Below are 18997 nucleotides of genomic sequence, written 5' to 3'. Positions count from 1 at the left end.
GAAACCATGGCTGAAGTTCTGGTCGTAGTCGAGGCCTCCTCGCAGGGCGAGGTCAAGAAGGTCACGCTCGAGATGCTCACCCTCGCCCGCACGCTGGGCGGGGACGTCGCCGCGGTCGTGCTCGGCGGGTCCTCGGACGCGCTGGCCGCCAAGCTCGGCGAGTACGGCGCCACGAAGATCTACGCCGCCGCCGGCGCCGACCTCGACGAATACCTGGTCGCCCCGAAGGCCACCGTCCTGGCCGGGCTGATCCAGCGGGTCTCGCCGGCCGCGGTCCTGCTCGCCTCCACGCAGGAGGGCAAGGAGATCGCCGCCCGCGTCGCCGTCAAGCTCGACAACGGCGTGCTCACCGACGTGGTCGCGCTGGAGCCGGACGGTACCGCCACGCAGGTGGTCTTCGCCGGCTCGACGATCGTCAAGTCCAAGGTCACCAAGGGCCTGCCGATCGTGACCGTGCGCCCGAACTCCCTCACGCCCGCCCCCGCGCCGGCCACCCCCGCCGTCGAGGCGGTCGAGGTCGCCGTGGCGGACCAGGACCGGCTCGCCAAGGTCGTGGAGCGCAAGGTCGAGGCGAAGGGCGCCCGCCCCGAGCTGTCCGAGGCGACCATCGTCGTCTCCGGCGGCCGCGGCGTCGGCAGCGCGGACAACTTCAAGCTGGTCGAGGAGCTGGCCGACCTGCTCGGCGGCGCGGTCGGCGCGTCGCGCGCGGCGGTCGACTCCGGCTTCTACCCGCACCAGTTCCAGGTCGGCCAGACCGGCAAGACCGTGTCGCCGCAGCTGTATGTCGCGCTGGGCATCTCCGGCGCGATCCAGCACCGCGCCGGCATGCAGACGTCGAAGACCATCGTCGCCGTGAACAAGGATGCCGAGGCGCCGATCTTCGAACTGGCCGACTTCGGCGTGGTCGGCGACCTGTTCAAGGTCGTCCCGCAGGCTGCCGAGGAGATCCGCAAGCGCAAGTAGTTCCTGGCTGCCTGTGCAGCCTTTTGGCGTGAAAGGGCGCCCGCCGGCTTTGTCGGCGGGCGCCTTCGCGTCTCGCTCATATCGGTATTCCGTCGCGCGGCGCGTTATTCACGGCAGTTTGCCGCGCAGCATGCTGCGCCCGGAGTGCGCGGCCTTCCCGTCGTGCGGCTCCGCGGAAATGTCGATGACGTTGTACCGAGAAAGATCCACCGTCGCCGGCACCGCAAGGGAAAGGCTCGGACCTTTGCCCAGCACCCCGAGCGCCTCCATGCGCCCGGCCGGACCGGTCTCGTCCACCAGCCAAGCCTCGTAGTCGCCGTCCGCCTGAACGGGCACCCCCTCCGCGCGGACGATGAGCCGCCGTTCGCCGTCGATGGTGCGCACGCAGGCGTACCCGCTCGCCCCGTGCGGCGCCTCTGGCAGCGCGTCGAGCCGCGCCCGCGCGTCCTGCGGCCGGCAGCCGACCACGGCGTCGCTGCCGTAGCGCCCGCGGAACCAGAGGGCGGTCGCCCCGGCGCCGGCCAGCGCCCCGATAACGGCGGCCAGCGCCGCGATCGCCACGGCGCCAGCCCACCCGGGCCCCCGCCGCCTCAGGTGCCGCGCCGCCCGGCCGCTCAGCACGACCCCGCCGTTCTGCGCCGACGCGCCGGCCAGCGTCGCCGCACCCTTCCGCATCAGCCCGCTCCGCGCGGTCCCGCCACTGAGCGCCACCTCACCGCTCAGCGCCGCCCCATCCCATGCCGCGTCCCGTGCCGCACGGTCTCGGTCGCCGCCTTCCCATGCCACGCGGTCTCGGTCGGCCGTATCCCACGCCGCGGGGTCTCGGTCGTCGCCTTCCCCTGTCGCCTGGTGTCGGCCGGCCCCATCCCGTGCCGCGCGGCCTGGGCCGGTCCCGTCCGAGGCCGCGCGGTCGCGGTCGGCGCCTTCGGATGCCGCTCGATTTCGGTCGGCGCTGTCCCATCGCGTTCCGTCTCGGTCGCTGCCGTTCCCTCGGTCGCTGGAGTTCCCTCTGCCGGTGCCGTTCCAGGGAGCTCGGTCCCGGCCGGCGCGATGTCGTGCCGTCCGGTTCTGCTCCGCCCCATCCGTCGGACGGCTCGGCGACGTGCCCGCTCCGTCCGCCCCCGCTTTGGCCTTTGGCACTTCCCTCGACGTCGTTTCGCCCGGGAACGCCTCTCCCGGGGTCGTCGCCCACCGTCCCTCGCCTGGTGGCGTGTCCGCCTCGGCCGTCGCAGGGCGTTTGGCAGGGGTGGTGTCAGCCTGGAGCGTGGCCAGCTCCGCGCGGACGCGCTGCCACACGCGCTCCGGCGGCGGCGGGAGCTCCCGTAGCCGCTGCGTCCGCCGGCCGAGCGCGGCAACGTCGCGCAGCGAGTCCACGTCCGCGCGGCACTGATCGCAGGTGTCCAGGTGGCCTTTCTCGTGGCGGTCGAGGGTCTCTTCACCGAGTGCCAGAAGTACCAGTTGCTCGGGCTCCAGATGCGGCACCGTCCACCTCCCAGCGGCCGCGCAGCCGCGCCATCCCGCGCCGCAGATGGCTCTTCACGGTGCCGAGCGGGAGCCCGGTCAGGGCGGCGATCCGCGGGTGGGGCAGGCCGTCGTAGAACGCCAGCTCCAGTACGCGCCGCTGCTCGCCCGGAAGGCGGGCCAGCTCGTCGGCCAGCAGGAGGCGGTCGACGATGCGGTCCGGGGGCGCCTCGCCCGCGCGGTCGCCGGTGAGGCCGGCCAATCGGGGCATCGAGCCGGTGCCGCGATCGTCCCGCGCGGAGGCGCTGGTCTGGTCGACGACCTCGCGCCACGCGATGCCGAGCAGCCAGCCGAGCATCGAGACGCGCGCCGCGTCGAAGCCCTCGCGCCCGAGCCACGCCGTCGCGAAGGTGGCCTGTGTGACGTCCTCGGCATCCTCGGCGCTGGCGACGCCCCGCAGCGCGAGATGGAACACCGCGGGCCCGAATCGCTCGTACGCCAGGCGCAGGGCACGCTCGTCCCCGGCGCGGAACAGCTCGACGAAGCCGTCCTCGCCGTGGTCGCCTCGCGGGTGTCCGGTGCTCATCGGCACCGCCCGCCCGGATGCCGCGGTCGCCACCATCGCACGGGTACGTCCTGAAGCTCTCGGAGTGCACGGGTTGTTCCTGACCAAGCATCGGTGCCCGGGGCCGCGCGGATGCGCCACGTGGCGTTTCCCACACCTTGGTTCCACCTGGGGTGGGGCTCCTTACCACCCGCGCGCCCGGACGCGTTGCTGCAGATTGCGAAAACGGTCGCCGTACGTTGAACCTCGTCACGGGCAGTGACCGCAGCCGTGCCCGGCGTCCGATCGCAGGTGGCGGGCATCCAGGCCGCGGCCTCGATTTCTTCCGGATCGATGGGCTGCCCGCGTCCGTGCGGTGGGGTCGTGCCCGTCACGGGCGGTGCCGCCCCTGACCGGCACGGACGCGGTCGTCCGCCGCCCATGCCCGGGTGGCGAGGTGATCACCGCGCGACCGGAGGGGAAGTAAGGAGCGCCCGGCCGTTAGGCTTGGCCCCGATGCCGTACCTCGACCACGCCGCCACCACGCCGATGCTCCCGGAGGCGCTCGACGCCTACGTCGCCACGGCGCGCGAAGTCGGCAACGCTTCTTCGCTGCATGCCCCCGGCCGCCATGCACGCCGACGGGTGGAGGAATCGCGCGAGCGGGTCGCTGCCGCGCTGGTGGCCCGCCCGTCGGAGGTGATCTTCACCGGCGGCGGCACTGAGAGCGACAACCTCGCCGTCAAGGGCGTGTTCTGGTCCCGCCGTGGCGCCGACGCACGCCACAACCGGGTTGTGGCCAGCTCCGTCGAGCATCACGCCGTGCTCGACTCCGTCGCCTGGCTGGAGCGGCACGAGGGTGCCGCCGTCACCTGGCTGCCGGTGGACGCGGACGGGCGGGTGCACCAGGAGGCGCTCGCCGAGGCGCTGGCCGGCGGCGACGTCGCGGTGGTCACGGCTATGTGGGCCAACAACGAGGTCGGCACCGTCCAGCCCGTCGCCGAACTGTCCGCGCTCGCCGCCCGTGCGGGCGTGCCGTTGCACACCGACGCCGTCCAGGCCGTCGGCCAGGTGCCGGTCAACTTCGCCGCGAGCGGTGTGTCCGCGCTCACGGTCAGCGGCCACAAGCTCGGTGGCCCGATCGGCGCGGGCGCGCTGCTGCTGGGCCGCGAGGTCGACTGCACGCCGCTGGCCCACGGCGGCGGCCAGGAGCGCGACGTGCGCTCCGGCACCCTCGACGTGCCCGGCATCGTGGCGCTCGCGGTGGCCCTGGAGCTGTCGGTGAAGACGCAGCGCGAGTCGGCCGAGCGCGTCGGACGCCTCCGCGACGCCCTGGTCGAACGCGTCCGCGCGGCCGTACCGGAGGCCATCCTCAACGGCGACCCCGCGGACCGCCTCCCGGGCAACGCCCACTTCTCGTTCCCCGGCTGCGAGGGCGACGCGCTGCTGCTGCTCCTCGACGCCCAGGACATCGCCTGCTCGACGGGTTCGGCCTGCTCGGCGGGGGTGGCGCAGCCGTCGCACGTGCTGCTGGCCATGGGTGCCGATGACGCCCGCGCTCGTTCGTCGCTGCGCTTCACGCTCGGCCACACCTCGACCATGGACGACGTGGACGCGCTCGTCGCCGCGCTGCCCGCCGCGGTCGAACGCGCCCATCGCGCCGCCACCAAGAGCCGCTGAGCGACGCCGCGCGTCCCACGCCGCATACCGCGAACCCGGCAGGGAGGGCCGCCAGGCCCGACCGTTGTCTCGCGGGAGGAACGGTCGTGCGTTGCACGGACCGGAGCCATGAAATCTCGAACTCTCGGCATGGGGTGGCGCGACGGGCTGCGGCACGCTCGGAGGCGTGACGGCGGCGCGCCGGTAGGCTGGTGGCGTGAGAGTGCTAGCGGCGATGTCCGGCGGGGTCGACTCGGCGGTCGCGGCCGCCCGGGCGGTGGCGGCCGGGCATGACGTGACCGGTGTGCACCTCGCGCTGGCGCGCAACCCACAGACGTATCGCACGGGCGCGCGCGGATGCTGCACGCTCGAGGACGCGCGCGACGCGCGGCGGGCCGCGGACGTGATCGGGATCCCGTTCTACGTCTGGGACATGGCCGAGCAGTTCCACGAGGACGTGGTCGACGACTTCGTAGCCGAGTACGCGGCCGGGCGCACGCCGAATCCGTGCCTGCGGTGCAACGAGAAGATCAAGTTCGCGGCGGTGCTGGATCGCGCGGTCGCGCTCGGGTTCGATGCGGTCGTCACCGGGCACCACGCGCGCCTCGGGGCGGACGGGCTGCTGCGGCGCAGCGTGGACCAGGCGAAGGACCAGTCGTATGTGCTGGCGGTGCTGACCCGCGCGCAGCTGGACAGGGCCATGTTCCCGCTCGGGGACTCCACGAAGGCCGAGGTGCGCGCGGAGGCAGCGGCGCGGGGGCTGGCCGTGGCCGACAAGCCCGACAGCCACGACATCTGCTTCATCGCCGACGGCGACACGAAGCGGTTCCTCGCCGAGCGGCTCGGGCAGGCGCCCGGGGACATCGTCGACGCGACGACCGGGACGGTGATCGGGCGGCACGAGGGCGCGTACGCGTACACGGTCGGCCAGCGCCGCGGGCTCGACCTGCGGGTGTCCGCGCCTGATCGCCGCCCGCGCTACGTGCTGTCGATCACGCCGGTGACCAACACCGTCACGGTCGGGCCCGCGTCCGCGCTGGACGTGTCGACCGTGGTGGGGGATCGGCCGGTCTGGACGGTGCCCACGGAGCGCGAGGTCGCGTGCCAGGTGCAGATGCGCGCGCACGGCGAGACGGTTCCCGCGTCCGTGCGGCTGGAGGAGGGGCGCCTCGTCGCCTCGCTCGGACGCCCGGCGCGCGGGATCGCGACCGGGCAGGCGATCGTGTGCTACGAGCCCTCGCCGGACGGCGACATCGTGCTCGGCTCGGCCACGATCTCGCAGACCTCGTGATTTCGGAGCAGACGTGACGTCCTTCCCCTGGCCGGTCGGGTCCGCGACCGGCATCGGCTCGATGCCCGGCAGCGACATCGCCGAGGCGCAGCGCATCGTCCTGGGCGAGCTGCCCGACCTGCCGCACCTGCCGGAGCTGCCCGCGCGCGGCCCGGGCGCGGACATGATCGGGCGCGGGGGCGCGTTCCTGGTCGAGCTGCCGATCGAGCTGTACGCGGCGCGGTGGCGCATGGCCGCCCGGCCCGGCCACGACCTTCGCGTCGCGCGCGACCTGCTCGAACGCGACCTGGATACGATGACGGAGCAGGCCGCCGAGTTCGCCGGCGTGTTCAAGGTGCAGGTACCCGGGCCGTGGACGCTTGCCGCCTCGCTCGGGCTGCCGATCGGCGGGCAGGTGCTGCGCGACCCGGGCGCCTGCCGGGACCTGGCGGAGTCGCTCGCCGACGGCCTCCGCGCGCACGTCGCGGAGGTGCGGGCGCGGCTGCCGCACGCGACCGTGCTGCTGCAGCTCGACGAGCCGTCGCTGCCGGCGGTGCTCGCAGGGCGGGTGCCGACCGAGAGCGGGTTCGGCACGCTGCGGGCCGTGGACCCGGCCGTCGCCCGGACGGCGCTGTCGGGGGTCATCGCCGCGGCCGGCGTGCAGGTCGTGGTCCATTGCTGCGCCCCCTCGGTACCGCTGCAGCTGCTCCGCGAGGCCGGCGCCCTCGGCGTGGCCTTGGACCTGTCACTGGTGCGCGACCTCGATGGGCTGGGCGAGCAGCTGGACGCCGGCATGGGGCTGTTCGCCGGGGTGTCCGGGCGTTCGTCGGCGGACCAGGCCGGGCAGGTCCGCGACCTGTGGCGGAAGCTGGGCTTCCCGCTCAAGACGATGGCCGAGCAGGTGGTCGTCACGCCGCCGTGCGGGCTGCCGGCCGACGCCGGGGCGCGCTCGTCGCTGACCGCGGTGCGAGAGGCCGGCCGCCGGCTGACCGACGACGCCCAGTAGCGATTTCTTGTCGTACCCCGGCGGTAAGTTCACTGTCATGACCGACGCACAGGCCGAGCCGACGATCGAGGCGCGTGAGCGGCACGCGGAGCTGTCCCGTGAGCTGGACGAGCATCAGTACCGCTACTACGTGCTGCAGTCACCGGCGGTCGACGACGCGGTCTACGACCGGCTCATGCGCGAGCTGGAGGCGATCGAGGCGCAGTTCCCGTCGCTGGTCACGCCCGACTCGCCGAGCCAACGGGTCGGCGGCACGTTCTCGACCGACTTCGCCGCCGTCACGCACCGGGAGCGGATGCTCAGCCTCGACAACGCGCTCGACGACGCGGAGCTCGACGCCTGGGTCGAGCGGGTTGAGCGGGACGCCGGCAGCCGGCCGCGCTACTTGTGCGAGCTCAAGATCGACGGGTTGGCGCTCAACCTGACCTACGAGAAGGGCCGGCTCACCAGGGCCGCGACCCGCGGCGACGGGCGCACCGGCGAGGACATCACGCTGAACGCCCGCACCATCCGCGAGATCCCCGAGCAGCTCGCCGGCGACGCGGTGCCCGACCTGCTCGAAGTGCGCGGCGAGGTGTTCTTCACCCTGGAGGGCTTCCAGGAGGTCAACGCCGTGCAGGTGGCGGCGGGGGAGCGGCCGTTCGCCAACCCGCGCAACGCGGCCAGTGGCAGCCTGCGGCAGAAGGACCCGCATATCACCGCCTCCCGGCCGATGCGCATGCTGGTGCACGGGTTCGGCGCCCGGGAGGGGTTCAACCCGGCCAGCCAGTCCGAGGCCTACGAGATGATGCACGCCTGGGGCCTGCCGACCTCGCAGCGGTGGCGGGTCTGTGACGACCTGGCCGGCGTCAGGGCGTATATCGAGGAGTATGGCGAGCGACGCCACAAGCTGGAGCACGAGATCGACGGCGTGGTCGTGAAGATCGACCAGATGTCGATCCAGCGTCGGCTCGGCTCGACCAGCAAGGCGCCGCGGTGGGCGATCGCGTTCAAATACGCGCCCGAAGAGGCGATGACCAAGCTGATCGACGTGCAGGTCAACGTGGGGCGGACCGGGCGCGTCACGCCGTTCGCCGTGATGGATCCGGTGTTTGTCGGCGGCGTCACCGTCCGGCAGGCGACCCTGCACAACGCCCAGGAGGTCGTGCGCAAGGGCGTGCTCATCGGCGACACCGTCGTGATCCGCCGCGCCGGCGAGGTGATCCCCGAGGTGCTCGGCCCGGTCGCCGACCGGCGCGACGGCACCGAGCGCGCGTTCGTCATGCCCACCGAGTGCCCCTCCTGCGGCACGACGCTCGCCCCCGAGAAGGAGAGCGACGTCGACATCCGCTGCCCCAACGCGGAGTATTGCCCGGCCCAGCTGCGCGAGCGGCTGTTCGGCCTGGCCGGCCGGGGCGCGCTCGACATCGAGGCGCTCGGGATGGAGGCCGCCACGGCCCTGCTCGAGTCGGTGATCCCGAACGAGAGCGAGCTGTTCGACGTCGACGCCGAGCGCCTCACACGCTCGCCGTTCTTCGTCAACAAGAACGGTGCCCTGGGCTCCAACGCACTCAGCCTGCTGGCCAACCTGGAGGAGGTCAAGAAGCGCCCGCTGTGGCGGGTTCTCGTCGCCCTCTCCATCCGCCACGTGGGCCCGACCGCCGCGCAGGCCCTGGCCAACTCGCTCGGCTCCATGGATGCGATCGCCAACGCCACCACGGAGGAGCTCGTCGCCGTCGAGGGTGTCGGCCCGACCATCGCACGCGCCGTGCACGACTGGTTCTCCGTCGACTGGCATCGCGACTGGGTGGCCCGCTGGGCCGCGGCCGGCGTGCGCATGGAGGAGGAGCGCATCGACACCGGGCCGCGCCCGCTGGAGGGCATCACGGTCGTGGTGACGGGGTCCCTGGAGCGGTATTCCCGGGACCAGGCCACCGAGGCCGTGACCTCGCGCGGCGGCAAGGTCTCCGGTTCGGTGTCGAAGAAGACCCACTTCGTGGTCGTCGGCGAGTCCCCAGGCTCCAAGGCCGAGAAGGCCGCGTCCCTGAAGGTCCCGATCCTCGACGAGGCCGGCTTCGAGATCCTGCTCGGCAACGGTCCCGAGGCGGCTCGCTCGGCTGCGCAGGCCGTGGACGCCGAGGAGGCGTCCGCGGGGGAGTAGGCGCGCGTGCGCGGTTCGTGGTGGCCTCAGAGAGCCGGCGGGCAGGTGGTGCGGCCTCCTGGGCGCGGTAGTGGGTGGTCGGCGCGAGGTGACGCCGCTTCGGTGGTGTGCGTGTGGCCTGGTTTCGCTGCGTCTGGACAAGGCTTGCGGATCGCGGTGAGCAGGGCCAGCACCTGAGCTGGTAGCGCGCGGGTTGCGGAGCCTTGTAGGTGGCGCCCAGGTTGTGGGCGCCTGAAGGACCACGGAGCCGGCTATCTGGTCTGAACTGGGCGCTGGCCGTCTCCGGCTGCTCCAAGGCGTCGTCACGTTTAGCTTGGCCGGGCAGAGCTTCGCTTGGGTCGAGTCGAGGTGCCCGACTGCGATAGAGCCGATCCCCCGATCGCCGAACCATGCCGGGGACGGTGGAGGTGACGCCCGGGCCCTGCTGGCCCGACCCCGCCGGCCCGACCCCGCCCCAGTCCCTGGCGCGGCCTGATGCGGCCCGGCCCGGCACGGCACGGCCCGGCACGACACGGCCCGGCACGGCCCTACTCTCCGGGCCGTCCACCGGCGCGTGGCCGGGCATCTCTGCGGCGACATCCGGGCCGCTCAGACCGAAGAACCACCTCGCGGTCGAGCCCGGCAACCCCGCGAAACGCGCATTCCGCAACCACCGCGAGGACGTCGGAGAGTAATCACTTCAGCATGACCAAGTAACTGTATTGATGTTCTTACTCTGGTCAATGTGTAACCATCACGCTAAGTTCGCAATCGGTTACACGGCAACGATATTTAAGCTGATCTGTCCACTGTGGCATCGCCCGGTCGGTTGAATAGCGCGACGTTTCTGCATCGATTCGGGATCCTTTCCTGCTTTCTCCATGGCTGAGGGTGCAGGCTCGCTAAGCGTCCGAACGATGTCGTACGGCCCGCCAGGCGAGCCGGCGCCAAGCAGAGAGCGGGGACCGGATGGAGCAGAGCGCGCTGCGCAACACCGCGCCGCCTCGGCATCGACATCGGTTCTTCGCGTACGTCGCGGTCGTCATAGGACTCGCCGCCGTCATGCTCGTGCTGAGCGTGGTGCGGGAGGGGCTGCCCGGGCACGCGGACCCGGCGTTCTGGGTGTTCGCGGGGCTGGCCGTGGTCGCCGACACGCCACCGTTCGTCCAGGGCGGGCGGGACGAGTCGACGCCGACGTTCCCGTCGGTGTGCTTCACGTTCGCGATCTTGATCGCGTACGGGTGTGCGCCTGCGGTGGTGGTGCAGCTGGCGGCGGTGGTCGTCGTGGCGGTGTGGCAGAAGCACGCGTTCTGGCGCGCGGCGTTCAACGCGGCGCAGTACATGCTGTCGTTCCTCGCGGCCGGGCTGCTGCTGCCGGGCGGGCCGCGCGGAGGCGCGCACGAGCTGCTCGGCGGGGTGGCGGTGCTGTGGGTGCTGGCCGGCGCGGTCGCCTGGTTCGTGGTCAGCAACCTGCTCGTGTCGACCGCGGTGTGGCTGCGCTTCGGCGGGGGCTGGCGGGCGGGGATGTGGCGGGGGGTCGTCGCCGACGCGCTGCCGACCGGTGCGCTGCTGCTGTCCGCGCCCGGGCTGGTGGCGGCCGCGCACGTCGGCGTGTGGCTGGTGCCGTTGGTGCTGGTGTCGCTGTTTGCGGTACGGCGGATGACCAACCTCGCCGCCCAGCGCGTCCGGGCCGGGCACCTCGATCCGCTGACCGGGCTGGCCAACCGCAAGGCGCTCGAGCACGCGGTCGCGGGCGCGCTGCACGAGCACGCCGACCGCGCCGCGGGCGGCGCGGCCGAGCGGCGCCTGGCCCTGCTGCTGCTCGACCTGGACGCCTTCAAGCAGGTCAACGACGCGCTCGGGCACCGGGTCGGGGACCGGCTGCTGGTCGAGGTGGGCGAGCGGCTCACCGCGGCGGCGGCCGCATCCGGGGCTGACATCCTCGTCGGGCGGCTCGGCGGGGACGAGTTCGCCGTGGTAGTACCGCATCTGCGCGGCACCGCCGACGCGCGCCGGCGCGCGGTGGAGATCATGTCGGCGCTGGCCGAGCCGGTGCTGCTGGACGGGTTGCCGATCGAGGTCGGCGCGTCGGTGGGCGTGGCGGTGTACCCGGAGCACGGCAGCGACTTCGCGGAGCTGATGCGGCACGCCGACGTCGCGATGTACGACGCGAAGGGCCGCGGCGACAACCTGGCCGTGTACGCGCCCGAGTCCGATCACAACTCGCCGGAGCGGCTGAGCCTGCTCGCGGACCTGCGCCGGGCACTGGAATCCGGGCCGGACAGCGGCATCGAGCTGTACTACCAGCCCCAGGTGGCGCTCGCGACCGGGGCCGTCGTCGGGGTCGAGGCGCTGCTGCGGTGGCGGCACCCGGACCGCGGGCCGATCGACCCGGAGGAGCTCATCCGGGTCGCCGAGCACAGCTCCGTCATGCGCCTGCTGACGCTGCGCATCGTCGACGAGGTCATCGGCCAGCTCGCCGCGTGGCGCGACACGACGCCGGCGGCCGAGGGCGTGCGCGTCGCCGTGAACGTGAGCGTGCGGGACCTGCATACCGGGGAGATCGCCGACCGGATCGCGGTCCGGCTGCACCAGATGTCGGTCGACCCGTCGCGGCTGCAGCTGGAGATCACCGAGAGCGCGCTGATGGCCGACCCGCGCCGGGTGCTCGCGACGCTCGCGCGCCTGAAGCAGCTGGGCGTGGCGATCGCGCTGGACGACTTCGGCACCGGGTACTCCTCGATGCTGCACCTGCGCCGCCTGCCGCTCGCCGAGGTGAAGATCGATCGCTCGTTCGTGCTTGGCGCGACGAGCGACCCGGACGACGCGGCGATCGTACGCTCGATGATCGATTTGGCGCGGGCGCTCGGGTTGCGCGTCGTCGCGGAGGGTGTCGAGGACGAGCGCACCTGGCGGATGCTCGTCGGGGCCGGCTGCGATCTGGCGCAGGGCTGGTACTTCGCCCGCCCCATGCCCCCGACCCAGCTGCTGGACTGGCTGTCGAAACAGAACCGGTCCACCGTCGCGCACAGCGGGTGACCCACGAAATAGACTCGTCGGGTCGACGCCGGCATGTCACGCTGCGTCGAAGCCGACGACCTGAAGGAGAAGCGCGCCGATGGCCACGATTTCCCGCGAGGAGGTGGCGCATCTCGCGCGCCTCGCGCGGCTTGCCGTCACCGATGAGGAACTCGACACCTTCGCCGGGCAACTCGACGTGATCCTGCAGGCCGTCGCCCAGGTGGGCGAGATCGCCGCGGCAGACGTGCCGCCGACCTCCCACTCCGTGCCGCTGACCAACGTATATCGCGACGACGTCGTGGTGCCCGGCCTGGTGCGCGAGGACGCGCTGGCCGGCGCCCCCGACGCCGAGGAGAACCGCTTCCGCGTCCCGCGGATCCTGGACGAGGAGGCCTGAGCATGACCGACCTGACAAAGCTCTCCGCGTCCGAGCTGGGCCGGCGCCTGGCCGCCCGAGAGGTGTCGGCGGTCGAGGTCGCCACCGCGCACCTGGACCGCATCGAGGCCGTGGAGGGCAAGGTCCACGCGTTCCTGTATGTCGACCGCGAGGGCGCGCTGGAGGCCGCCCGTGCCGCCGACGACCGGCTCGCCCGGGGCGAGGCCGCGGGGCCGCTGGACGGCGTCCCGATCGGCGTCAAGGACGTCATCACCACCCGCGGTGTGCCCACGACCGCGGGCTCGAAGATCCTCGAGGGCTGGCGCCCGCCCTACGACGCCACGATCATGACCCGCCTGCGCGAGGCAGGGCTCGTGATGGTCGGCAAGACCAACATGGACGAGTTCGCGATGGGCTCGTCGACGGAGTACTCCGCCTACGGCCCGACGTACAATCCCTGGGACACCACCCGGATCCCCGGCGGCTCCGGCGGCGGCTCGGCGGCCGCGGTGGCCGCGTACGAGGCCCCGCTCGCCATCGGCACGGACACGGGCGGGTCGATCCGCCAGCCGGCCGCCGTCACCGGCACCGTGGGTGCGAAGCCGACCTACGGCGGCACCTCGCGGTACGGCCTGATCGCCTTCTCCTCGTCCCTGGACACGCCCGGCCCCTGTGCGCGGACCGTCGAGGACGGGGCGCTGCTCCACGCGGTCATCGGCGGGCACGACCCGCGCGACTCGACCTCGATCCCGCAGCCGGTGCCGGACGTCGTCGGCGCGGCGCGGCTCGGCGCGACCGGCGACCTCAGCGGTGTGCGCCTCGGCGTGGTCCGGGAGTTCGCCGGCGAGGGCGCCGAGGCCGGGGTCGCCGCGGTTTACCGCGAGTCGATCGACGCGCTGGTCAAGCTCGGCGCCGAGGTCGTCGAAGTGTCCTGCCCGAGCTTCAAGTTCGCGCTGCCGGCGTATTACCTGATCGCGCCCAGCGAGTGCTCGTCGAACCTCGCGCGCTTCGACGGCGTCCGCTACGGCCTGCGCGCCGGCGACGACGGCAAACACTCGCTCGAAGAGGTCATGTCGATCACGCGCGACGCCGGCTTCGGCCCGGAGGTCAAGCGGCGCATCATCCTCGGCACGTATGCGCTGTCCGCCGGGTACTACGACGCCTACTACGGCCAGGCGCAGAAGGTGCGCACGCTGATCAGCCGCGACTTTACCGCGGCATTCGAGGCGGTGGACGTGCTCGTCGCGCCGACGACGCCGTTCGTGGCGTTCCCGCTGGGCTCGCGCACGTCCGATCCCTACCAGATGTACCTCGCGGACCTGTACACGATCCCGTCGAACCTCTACGGCGGGCCGGCCATCTCGGTGCCGGCCGGGCTGTCGGAGGGGCTGCCGGTCGGCCTGCAGATCATGGCGCCGACGATGGCCGACGACCGCATGTACCGGGTCGCGGCCGCGCTGGAGTCGGCGCTGCCGCCGCTCACGCCGCCGGCGCTGTAGACCACGAAGCGGGGCGGCGCGCGCCGCCCCGCTCAGTTTCCCTGGCGCCACGAGAACGGGCCAGGCAGGTCCACGCGGTTCTTCCGGCTCCGCGAGTTCCACGACCAGGGGCCCAGCTTGAAGCTCCACGAGGAGAACCCCTCCTGCGTGAAGTGGAGAATGAAAGGGCCGAACTTCTTGTTCTTCCGAAACTGCACAGGCATGGCGTCACTCCTCCCAGATGTGCGATGGATACCCAATGTCGTGCGTGGATACACCAAGGCTGAAAGCAGGCACTGACAATGAGCACCGTGACGCACCTGTCGTACGAGGAGGCGGTGGCCCGGTTCGAGCCGGTCATCGGCCTGGAGACCCACGTCGAACTCGGCACCAACACGAAGATGTTCTGCGGCTGCCCGACCGTGTTCGGCGCCGAGCCCAACACCCAGGTCTGCCCCGTGTGCCTCGGCCTTCCCGGCGCGCTGCCGGTCGCCAACCGCGCCGCGATCGAGGCGACGATCCGCATCGGTCTCGCGCTGAACTGCTCGATCGCGCCGTGGGGCCGCTTCGCGCGTAAGAACTACTTCTACCCCGACATGCCGAAGAACTTCCAGATCAGCCAGTACGACGAGCCGCTGTGCGTGGACGGCTATCTCGACGTCGAGATCGACGGCGAGCTCGTGCGCATCGGCATCGAGCGCGTGCACCTGGAGGAGGACACCGGCAAGACCCTCCACGTCGGCGGCGCGACCGGGCGCATCCACGGCGCGACCGAGTCCCTCGTGGACTACAACCGCGCCGGCATCCCGCTGGTCGAGATCGTCACCAAGCCGGTCCCCGGAACGGGCTCTCGCGCGCCGGAGGTGGCCCGCGCCTACGTCACCGAGCTGCGCGACGTCATCCGCACCCTCGGCGTATCCGACGTGCGCATGGAGCAGGGCTCGCTGCGCTGCGACGTCAACACCTCCCTCAACCGCTCCGGCGAGGCGTGGGGCACCCGCACCGAGACCAAGAACGTCAACTCCCTGCGCAGCGTCGAGCGGGCCGTCCGCTCCGAGATCATCCGCCAGAGCGGCGTCCTGGAGTCCGGCGGCACGATCATCCAGGAGACCCGCCACTTCCACGAGGAGACCGGCGACACCAGGTCGGGCCGCAGCAAGGAGACCGCGACCGACTATCGGTACTTCCCGGAGCCGGACCTCGTGCCGCTCGCCCCGTCCGCGGAGTGGGTCGCCGAGCTCAAGGCCGCGCTGCCGGAGCTCCCGCGCGTCCGCCGCGTCCGCCTGCAGTCCGACTGGGGCTTCTCCGACCTGGACATGCAGTCCGTGGTCAACGCCGGCGCCGTGGAGCTCATCTCCGCGACGGTCGAGGCCGGCGCCAGCGCCGCGACCGCGCGCAAGTGGTGGCTGGGCGAGCTGGCCCGCCGTGCCAACGAGACCGAGACGGAGCTCGACGCCCTGGGCGTCACCCCCGCCGCGGTGGCCGAACTGCAGGCCCTGGTCGACGCCGGAAAGATCAACGACAAGCTGGCCCGCGTCGTCCTGGAGGGCGTCATCGCCGGCGAGGGCACTCCGGCCGAGGTCGTGACCGCGCGTGGCCTGGAGGTCGTCTCGGACGAGGGCGCCCTGACCGCCGCCGTCGACGAGGCGATCGCCGCCAACCCGGACATCGCCACGAAGGTCCGCGAGGGCAAGGTGGCCGCCGCCGGCGCCCTGGTGGGCGCGGTCATGAAGGCCACCGGCGGCAAGGCCGACGCGAAGACGGTCCGCGAACTGATCATCGCCCGCCTGTCCTGACCCACCGCTCACCGCACCGGGCCGCCTCCGCGTCGGGGGCGGCCCGGCCGCGTCGTGCGGGTCTGTGCCGCCTCTGTGTGCGCCGCGCGTGCATCCGCGTCCGCGCGGAGGCGCGCGGCGCTCGATCCAGACCAGGCGCTCCCTAATGCCCGGTCCGCGGTGCCAAGGACAAAGCGCGGCCTAGGAGGACGGTGACGGCGCGGGCGCGGAGGACGACGTCGAGGATGCCGGCGACGGCTCCGGGGTCGCGGGCGCCTTCGTGTCCGGGGCAACGATGTGCCGTTGGAGTGAGACCTCCGTCAGTCCCGTGCCGCCCACCTGGATGTCGTCGTAGGCGGCGAGGTGGCGCTCCTGGTCGAAGTACAGGATGGAAAGCGCGAGCGGCAGCGGCTTGGTGCTCTCGAGTCCGCGCAGGCCCGCACCGCCCGTGGAGCCCTCCACCATCAGCAGCGTGCGCTCCTTCGGGGTTTTCGGCGCGGCCGAGGCCGACGGCGATTCCGAGGCCGATTCCGAGGCCGACGCTGAGGCGGACGGCGACGCCGCCGGGACCTGCACGGGCGCGGCCACGGGCTGGCTGGCGTCCAGGCGCGACACCGCGCGCTGGTGCCTGTGCCCGGACAGGACCAGCGGGCACAGCCCGGCGAGCTCCTGCGCGGCGACCGGGTCGTGGACCATCGCGACGTCGACCGGCTTGTCGCTCGCGCGGATCTTCGCAGCCAACTGGTCGCCGGCGGCCACGACCTGCTTGTGCTGCTCCTCGTTGGTCGGGTCCGTCGACTTGTCCGGCGTGAAGCGCGGATCGCCGATGCCCGCGAACGTGAGGCCCTTCACCGTGACGATCGTGTTGTCGAGGACCATCGCGTTGGGCTGCCGGGCGACCGCGGCCGCGGTGACCGCCGAGTCGTGGTTGCCACGGACGTAGAGGTAGGGGATCTTGAGTCCGCCGATGACGTTGACGTACGAAGCCTCCGGCTCCGTGCCCCAGTCGTTGATGTCGCCGGTGTCGACGATGATGTCGATGTCGAACTGGTCCGCGACCGAGCGCACCACGCCCCACGCCGCCGGGTTGAGGTGCATGTCGGAGATGTGCAGGACCTTCGTGGCGCTCGTGTCCGGCTCGTATACCGGCAGCGATGAGATCGTGCCGTAGAGCTTGCTGACGTTGAGCACGAGCTTCTGCAGCTGCGCCCGGTACTCCTCGTAGCGGTCGGTGATCCGCCTCGCGTCGCCGATGATGGCGGGGGCGTTGACGAGCAGGCCGCGGTACGTCGGTTCCTGGATCGCCGCGGGCTTGAACGTGACCAGCGTCGCCACGCCGGTGGAGGCGAGCACGCCGACGACGACGAGGCCCGCGGCCGCGGTCTCGCGCCGGCTCCGGAAGACCAGCGCGACGAGAATGATCGCGCCGAGGATGCCGCAGCCCGCGGTCTGCATGGCCAGCCGGCGCACCCCCAGGTTGAGCTGGTCGACGGCGTCGTGGCTGATCTGCTCGAGGTTGCCGGACTTCGCGGCGAACGCGCGGGTGCGCGCCTCGTCGAGCGACTCCAGCCCGATCCGCAGGTGCGCGGGGCCGTCGTGGCTGTCCAGTTCGAGCGAGCCCAGCGGCGGGATCTCCACCGACGTGTCGCCGGTCCAGGACGGGGTGAGCGACAGTTGCGCGCGGAAGGGGCCGATGTCCTGTGTCGTGGTACCGCCGAGCTGTACGCCGATGAGCATGCCGATGACCGCCACGACGAACACCAGCAGGCCGCGCCCGACCCGGCGCAGGCGCGGATACCGCGGCATCGCGCGGGCGCCCGTGGGGTGGTGCCGCCGCCCGGCGGCCATGATGATCGCGCGGCGCCGGGCCCGGCGGTCAGCCACCGCCTCGCGGCGACGGAACGGCGAGATCAACTCTTGCCGGCTTCGCCGACGTCAGAGATGACCAGGCGCAGGAGCTTGTCGTCGTCGGGCTTCGGGTCGCCGCGGCCGTCCTTGTTGGACGTCGAGACCCAGAGGCTGCCATCGGGCGCGACCGCGGCCGCGCGGAGGCGACCGTATTTGTCCTTCAGCAGCGGTGTGGGCGCACCGAGCAGCCCGCCGCTCGCGGTCACCTGCATCAAGTACAGCCGGGCGCCCTTGAGGCAGGCGGTCACCAGATAACCGCCCAGGAATGCCAGGCCCGAGCACGACGCCTCGGACGTCTTCCAGGTCTGGATCGGGTTGGTGTACTTCGGGTCGCTGCCCTTGCCCTCCACGGCGGGCCAGCCGTAGTCCTTGCCGGCCTCGATCACGTTGAGCTCATCCCATTCGCTGGCGCCGAACTCGACGGCGTAGAGCCGATTGCTCCCGTCCCACGCCAACCCTTGCACGTTGCGATGTCCGTAGCTGTACACCGCGGTTCCGAACGGGTTACCGGGCGCCGGCTTCCCGTCGGTCTGGATCCGCAGGATCTTGCCGCCGAGGCTGTTGAGGTCCTGCGCCGACTCAGGCTTGTTCGCATCGCCCGTGGCCACGTACAGGAACCCGTCGGGGCCGAACCGGATCTGGCCGCCGTTGTGGTTGCCCGCCTTCGGGATGCCGGTCAGGATCGGGGTCGGCGGCTGGCCGAGCGTGAGCTTCGCGACCCGGTTGTCGTCCTTCGAGGTGTAGTACACGAACACTGTCTTGTCCGTGTCGTACTGCGGCGAAACCGCGATGCCGAGCAGCCCGCCCTCGCCACCGGGCGCCGCCTCGTCGATCTTCTGCAGCTCAGCGACGAGTAGCCCGTCGGACGTGCTCTCCTTGCCGACCTTGAGCAGCCGCCTGCTGTCACGCTCGGTAACCAGACCGGAACCATCGGGCAGGAATGCGATGCCCCACGGCACCGCCAGCCCCTTGGCTAGCACCGTCACGGACACCTCGCCGCCGTTCTCGGCCCTACCCGAACTCGACGCCGACGGATACGGCGACAGCTTTGGCGGCGACCCCAACTCGTCCGGCGGCGGCGGCCCGAACGAGCAGGCCCCGAGGGTCAGGACCGTGGCGGCCGCGCAGAGGGCGGTCAGGCTCCGGCCGATGTGCCAGCCTGCGAAACGGTGCATCCGGGCGCTCACCCGGCCAAGCGTAGCGTTGCCCGCCGTCGCGGCATCTTTTCCCACGGTACTTCCCGGCCCGCAGCGCGGACGCGTGGTGAAGATCTGGATCGCCGCGACATCGGGCTCGATCTGCTCGGGCGGCGCCCGCCGGGCCGTGGACGCGTTCGCCGGTGCGGACAGGCGGCCCGGACGCGGCGAGCGCAGCCCGCCCATTGACCGCGCGGATGCGGCTCAGGCCGCGACGGGGC

The 18997-nt window shown here is 72.2% G+C and carries 14 protein-coding genes; 9 read left to right on the top strand and 5 right to left on the bottom strand.

The annotated features are described in order from the left end of the window. Positions 1-6 precede the first annotated feature (6 nt). Positions 7-963, top strand: coding sequence for an electron transfer flavoprotein subunit alpha/FixB family protein (locus AB0367_RS12370; protein WP_366226317.1), 957 nt, complete (start codon positions 7-9; stop codon positions 961-963). Between the two features lie 108 nt (positions 964-1071). On the opposite strand, the gene AB0367_RS12365 is transcribed toward AB0367_RS12370, so the two are convergent. Both AB0367_RS12365 and AB0367_RS12360 read right to left on the bottom strand, forming a co-directional pair. Continuing rightward, complete coding sequence (locus AB0367_RS12365) at positions 1072-1638, bottom strand: anti-sigma factor (protein WP_366226316.1); 567 nt, start codon at positions 1636-1638, stop codon at positions 1072-1074. Between the two features lie 760 nt (positions 1639-2398). Then, positions 2399-3010, bottom strand: a complete 612-nt coding sequence (locus AB0367_RS12360) for a sigma-70 family RNA polymerase sigma factor (RefSeq protein ID WP_366226315.1) — start codon at positions 3008-3010, stop codon at positions 2399-2401. A 474-nt stretch (positions 3011-3484) separates the two neighbouring features. On the opposite strand from AB0367_RS12360, the gene AB0367_RS12355 reads away from it, so the two are divergent. The 7 genes from AB0367_RS12355 (at position 3485) to gatA (ending at position 13918) form a co-directional block, all read left to right on the top strand. After that, positions 3485-4648, top strand: a complete 1164-nt coding sequence (locus tag AB0367_RS12355; protein ID WP_366226314.1) for a cysteine desulfurase family protein — start codon at positions 3485-3487, stop codon at positions 4646-4648. Positions 4649-4844: 196 nt separating this feature from the next. Beyond that, entirely contained in the window at positions 4845-5918 is a 1074-nt protein-coding gene (gene mnmA, locus AB0367_RS12350) for a tRNA 2-thiouridine(34) synthase MnmA (protein ID WP_366226313.1), read from the top strand. Between the two features lie 61 nt (positions 5919-5979). Further along, on the top strand, positions 5980-6903 hold the full coding sequence (locus AB0367_RS12345; RefSeq protein ID WP_366226436.1) for a methionine synthase: 924 nt from the start codon (positions 5980-5982) through the stop codon (positions 6901-6903). A 37-nt stretch (positions 6904-6940) separates the two neighbouring features. Continuing rightward, positions 6941-9043 (top strand): NAD-dependent DNA ligase LigA, encoded by a 2103-nt coding sequence (gene ligA, locus AB0367_RS12340; RefSeq protein ID WP_366226312.1) that lies wholly within the window; start codon positions 6941-6943, stop codon positions 9041-9043. A gap of 948 nt (positions 9044-9991) precedes the next feature. Further along, a complete protein-coding gene (locus AB0367_RS12335) occupies positions 9992-12061 on the top strand; it encodes an EAL domain-containing protein (protein ID WP_366226311.1) in 2070 nt (689 codons plus the stop codon). Positions 12062-12140: 79 nt separating this feature from the next. After that, a complete protein-coding gene (gene gatC, locus AB0367_RS12330) occupies positions 12141-12440 on the top strand; it encodes an Asp-tRNA(Asn)/Glu-tRNA(Gln) amidotransferase subunit GatC (RefSeq protein ID WP_366226310.1) in 300 nt (99 codons plus the stop codon). Positions 12441-12442: 2 nt separating this feature from the next. Beyond that, positions 12443-13918, top strand: a complete 1476-nt coding sequence (gene gatA, locus AB0367_RS12325) for an Asp-tRNA(Asn)/Glu-tRNA(Gln) amidotransferase subunit GatA (RefSeq protein ID WP_366226309.1) — start codon at positions 12443-12445, stop codon at positions 13916-13918. 32 nt (positions 13919-13950) lie between these two features. Here gatA and AB0367_RS12320 read toward each other — a convergent pair whose 3' ends face one another. Beyond that, positions 13951-14121 carry a DUF4236 domain-containing protein gene (locus tag AB0367_RS12320; RefSeq protein WP_366226308.1) on the bottom strand — a complete coding sequence of 57 codons (171 nt, stop codon included), beginning with the start codon at positions 14119-14121 and terminating at the stop codon, positions 13951-13953. Between the two features lie 78 nt (positions 14122-14199). Between AB0367_RS12320 and gatB the strand changes: the two genes are divergently transcribed. Continuing rightward, a complete protein-coding gene (gatB, locus tag AB0367_RS12315; RefSeq protein WP_366226307.1) occupies positions 14200-15693 on the top strand; it encodes an Asp-tRNA(Asn)/Glu-tRNA(Gln) amidotransferase subunit GatB in 1494 nt (497 codons plus the stop codon). A gap of 180 nt (positions 15694-15873) precedes the next feature. On the opposite strand, the gene AB0367_RS12310 is transcribed toward gatB, so the two are convergent. Next, entirely contained in the window at positions 15874-17586 is a 1713-nt protein-coding gene (locus AB0367_RS12310; protein WP_366226306.1) for a metallophosphoesterase, read from the bottom strand. After that, positions 17583-18755, bottom strand: coding sequence for a PQQ-dependent sugar dehydrogenase (locus AB0367_RS12305; RefSeq protein WP_366226435.1), 1173 nt, complete (start codon positions 18753-18755; stop codon positions 17583-17585). Before AB0367_RS12305 ends, AB0367_RS12310 begins: the two co-directional genes overlap by 4 nt. Positions 18756-18997: the final 242 nt, after the last annotated feature.

This window comes from Dactylosporangium sp. NPDC051484 (genome assembly GCF_040689395.1).
Lineage (GTDB): Bacteria > Actinomycetota > Actinomycetes > Mycobacteriales > Micromonosporaceae > Dactylosporangium.
This window is presented reverse-complemented; position numbering and strand designations above follow the sequence as displayed.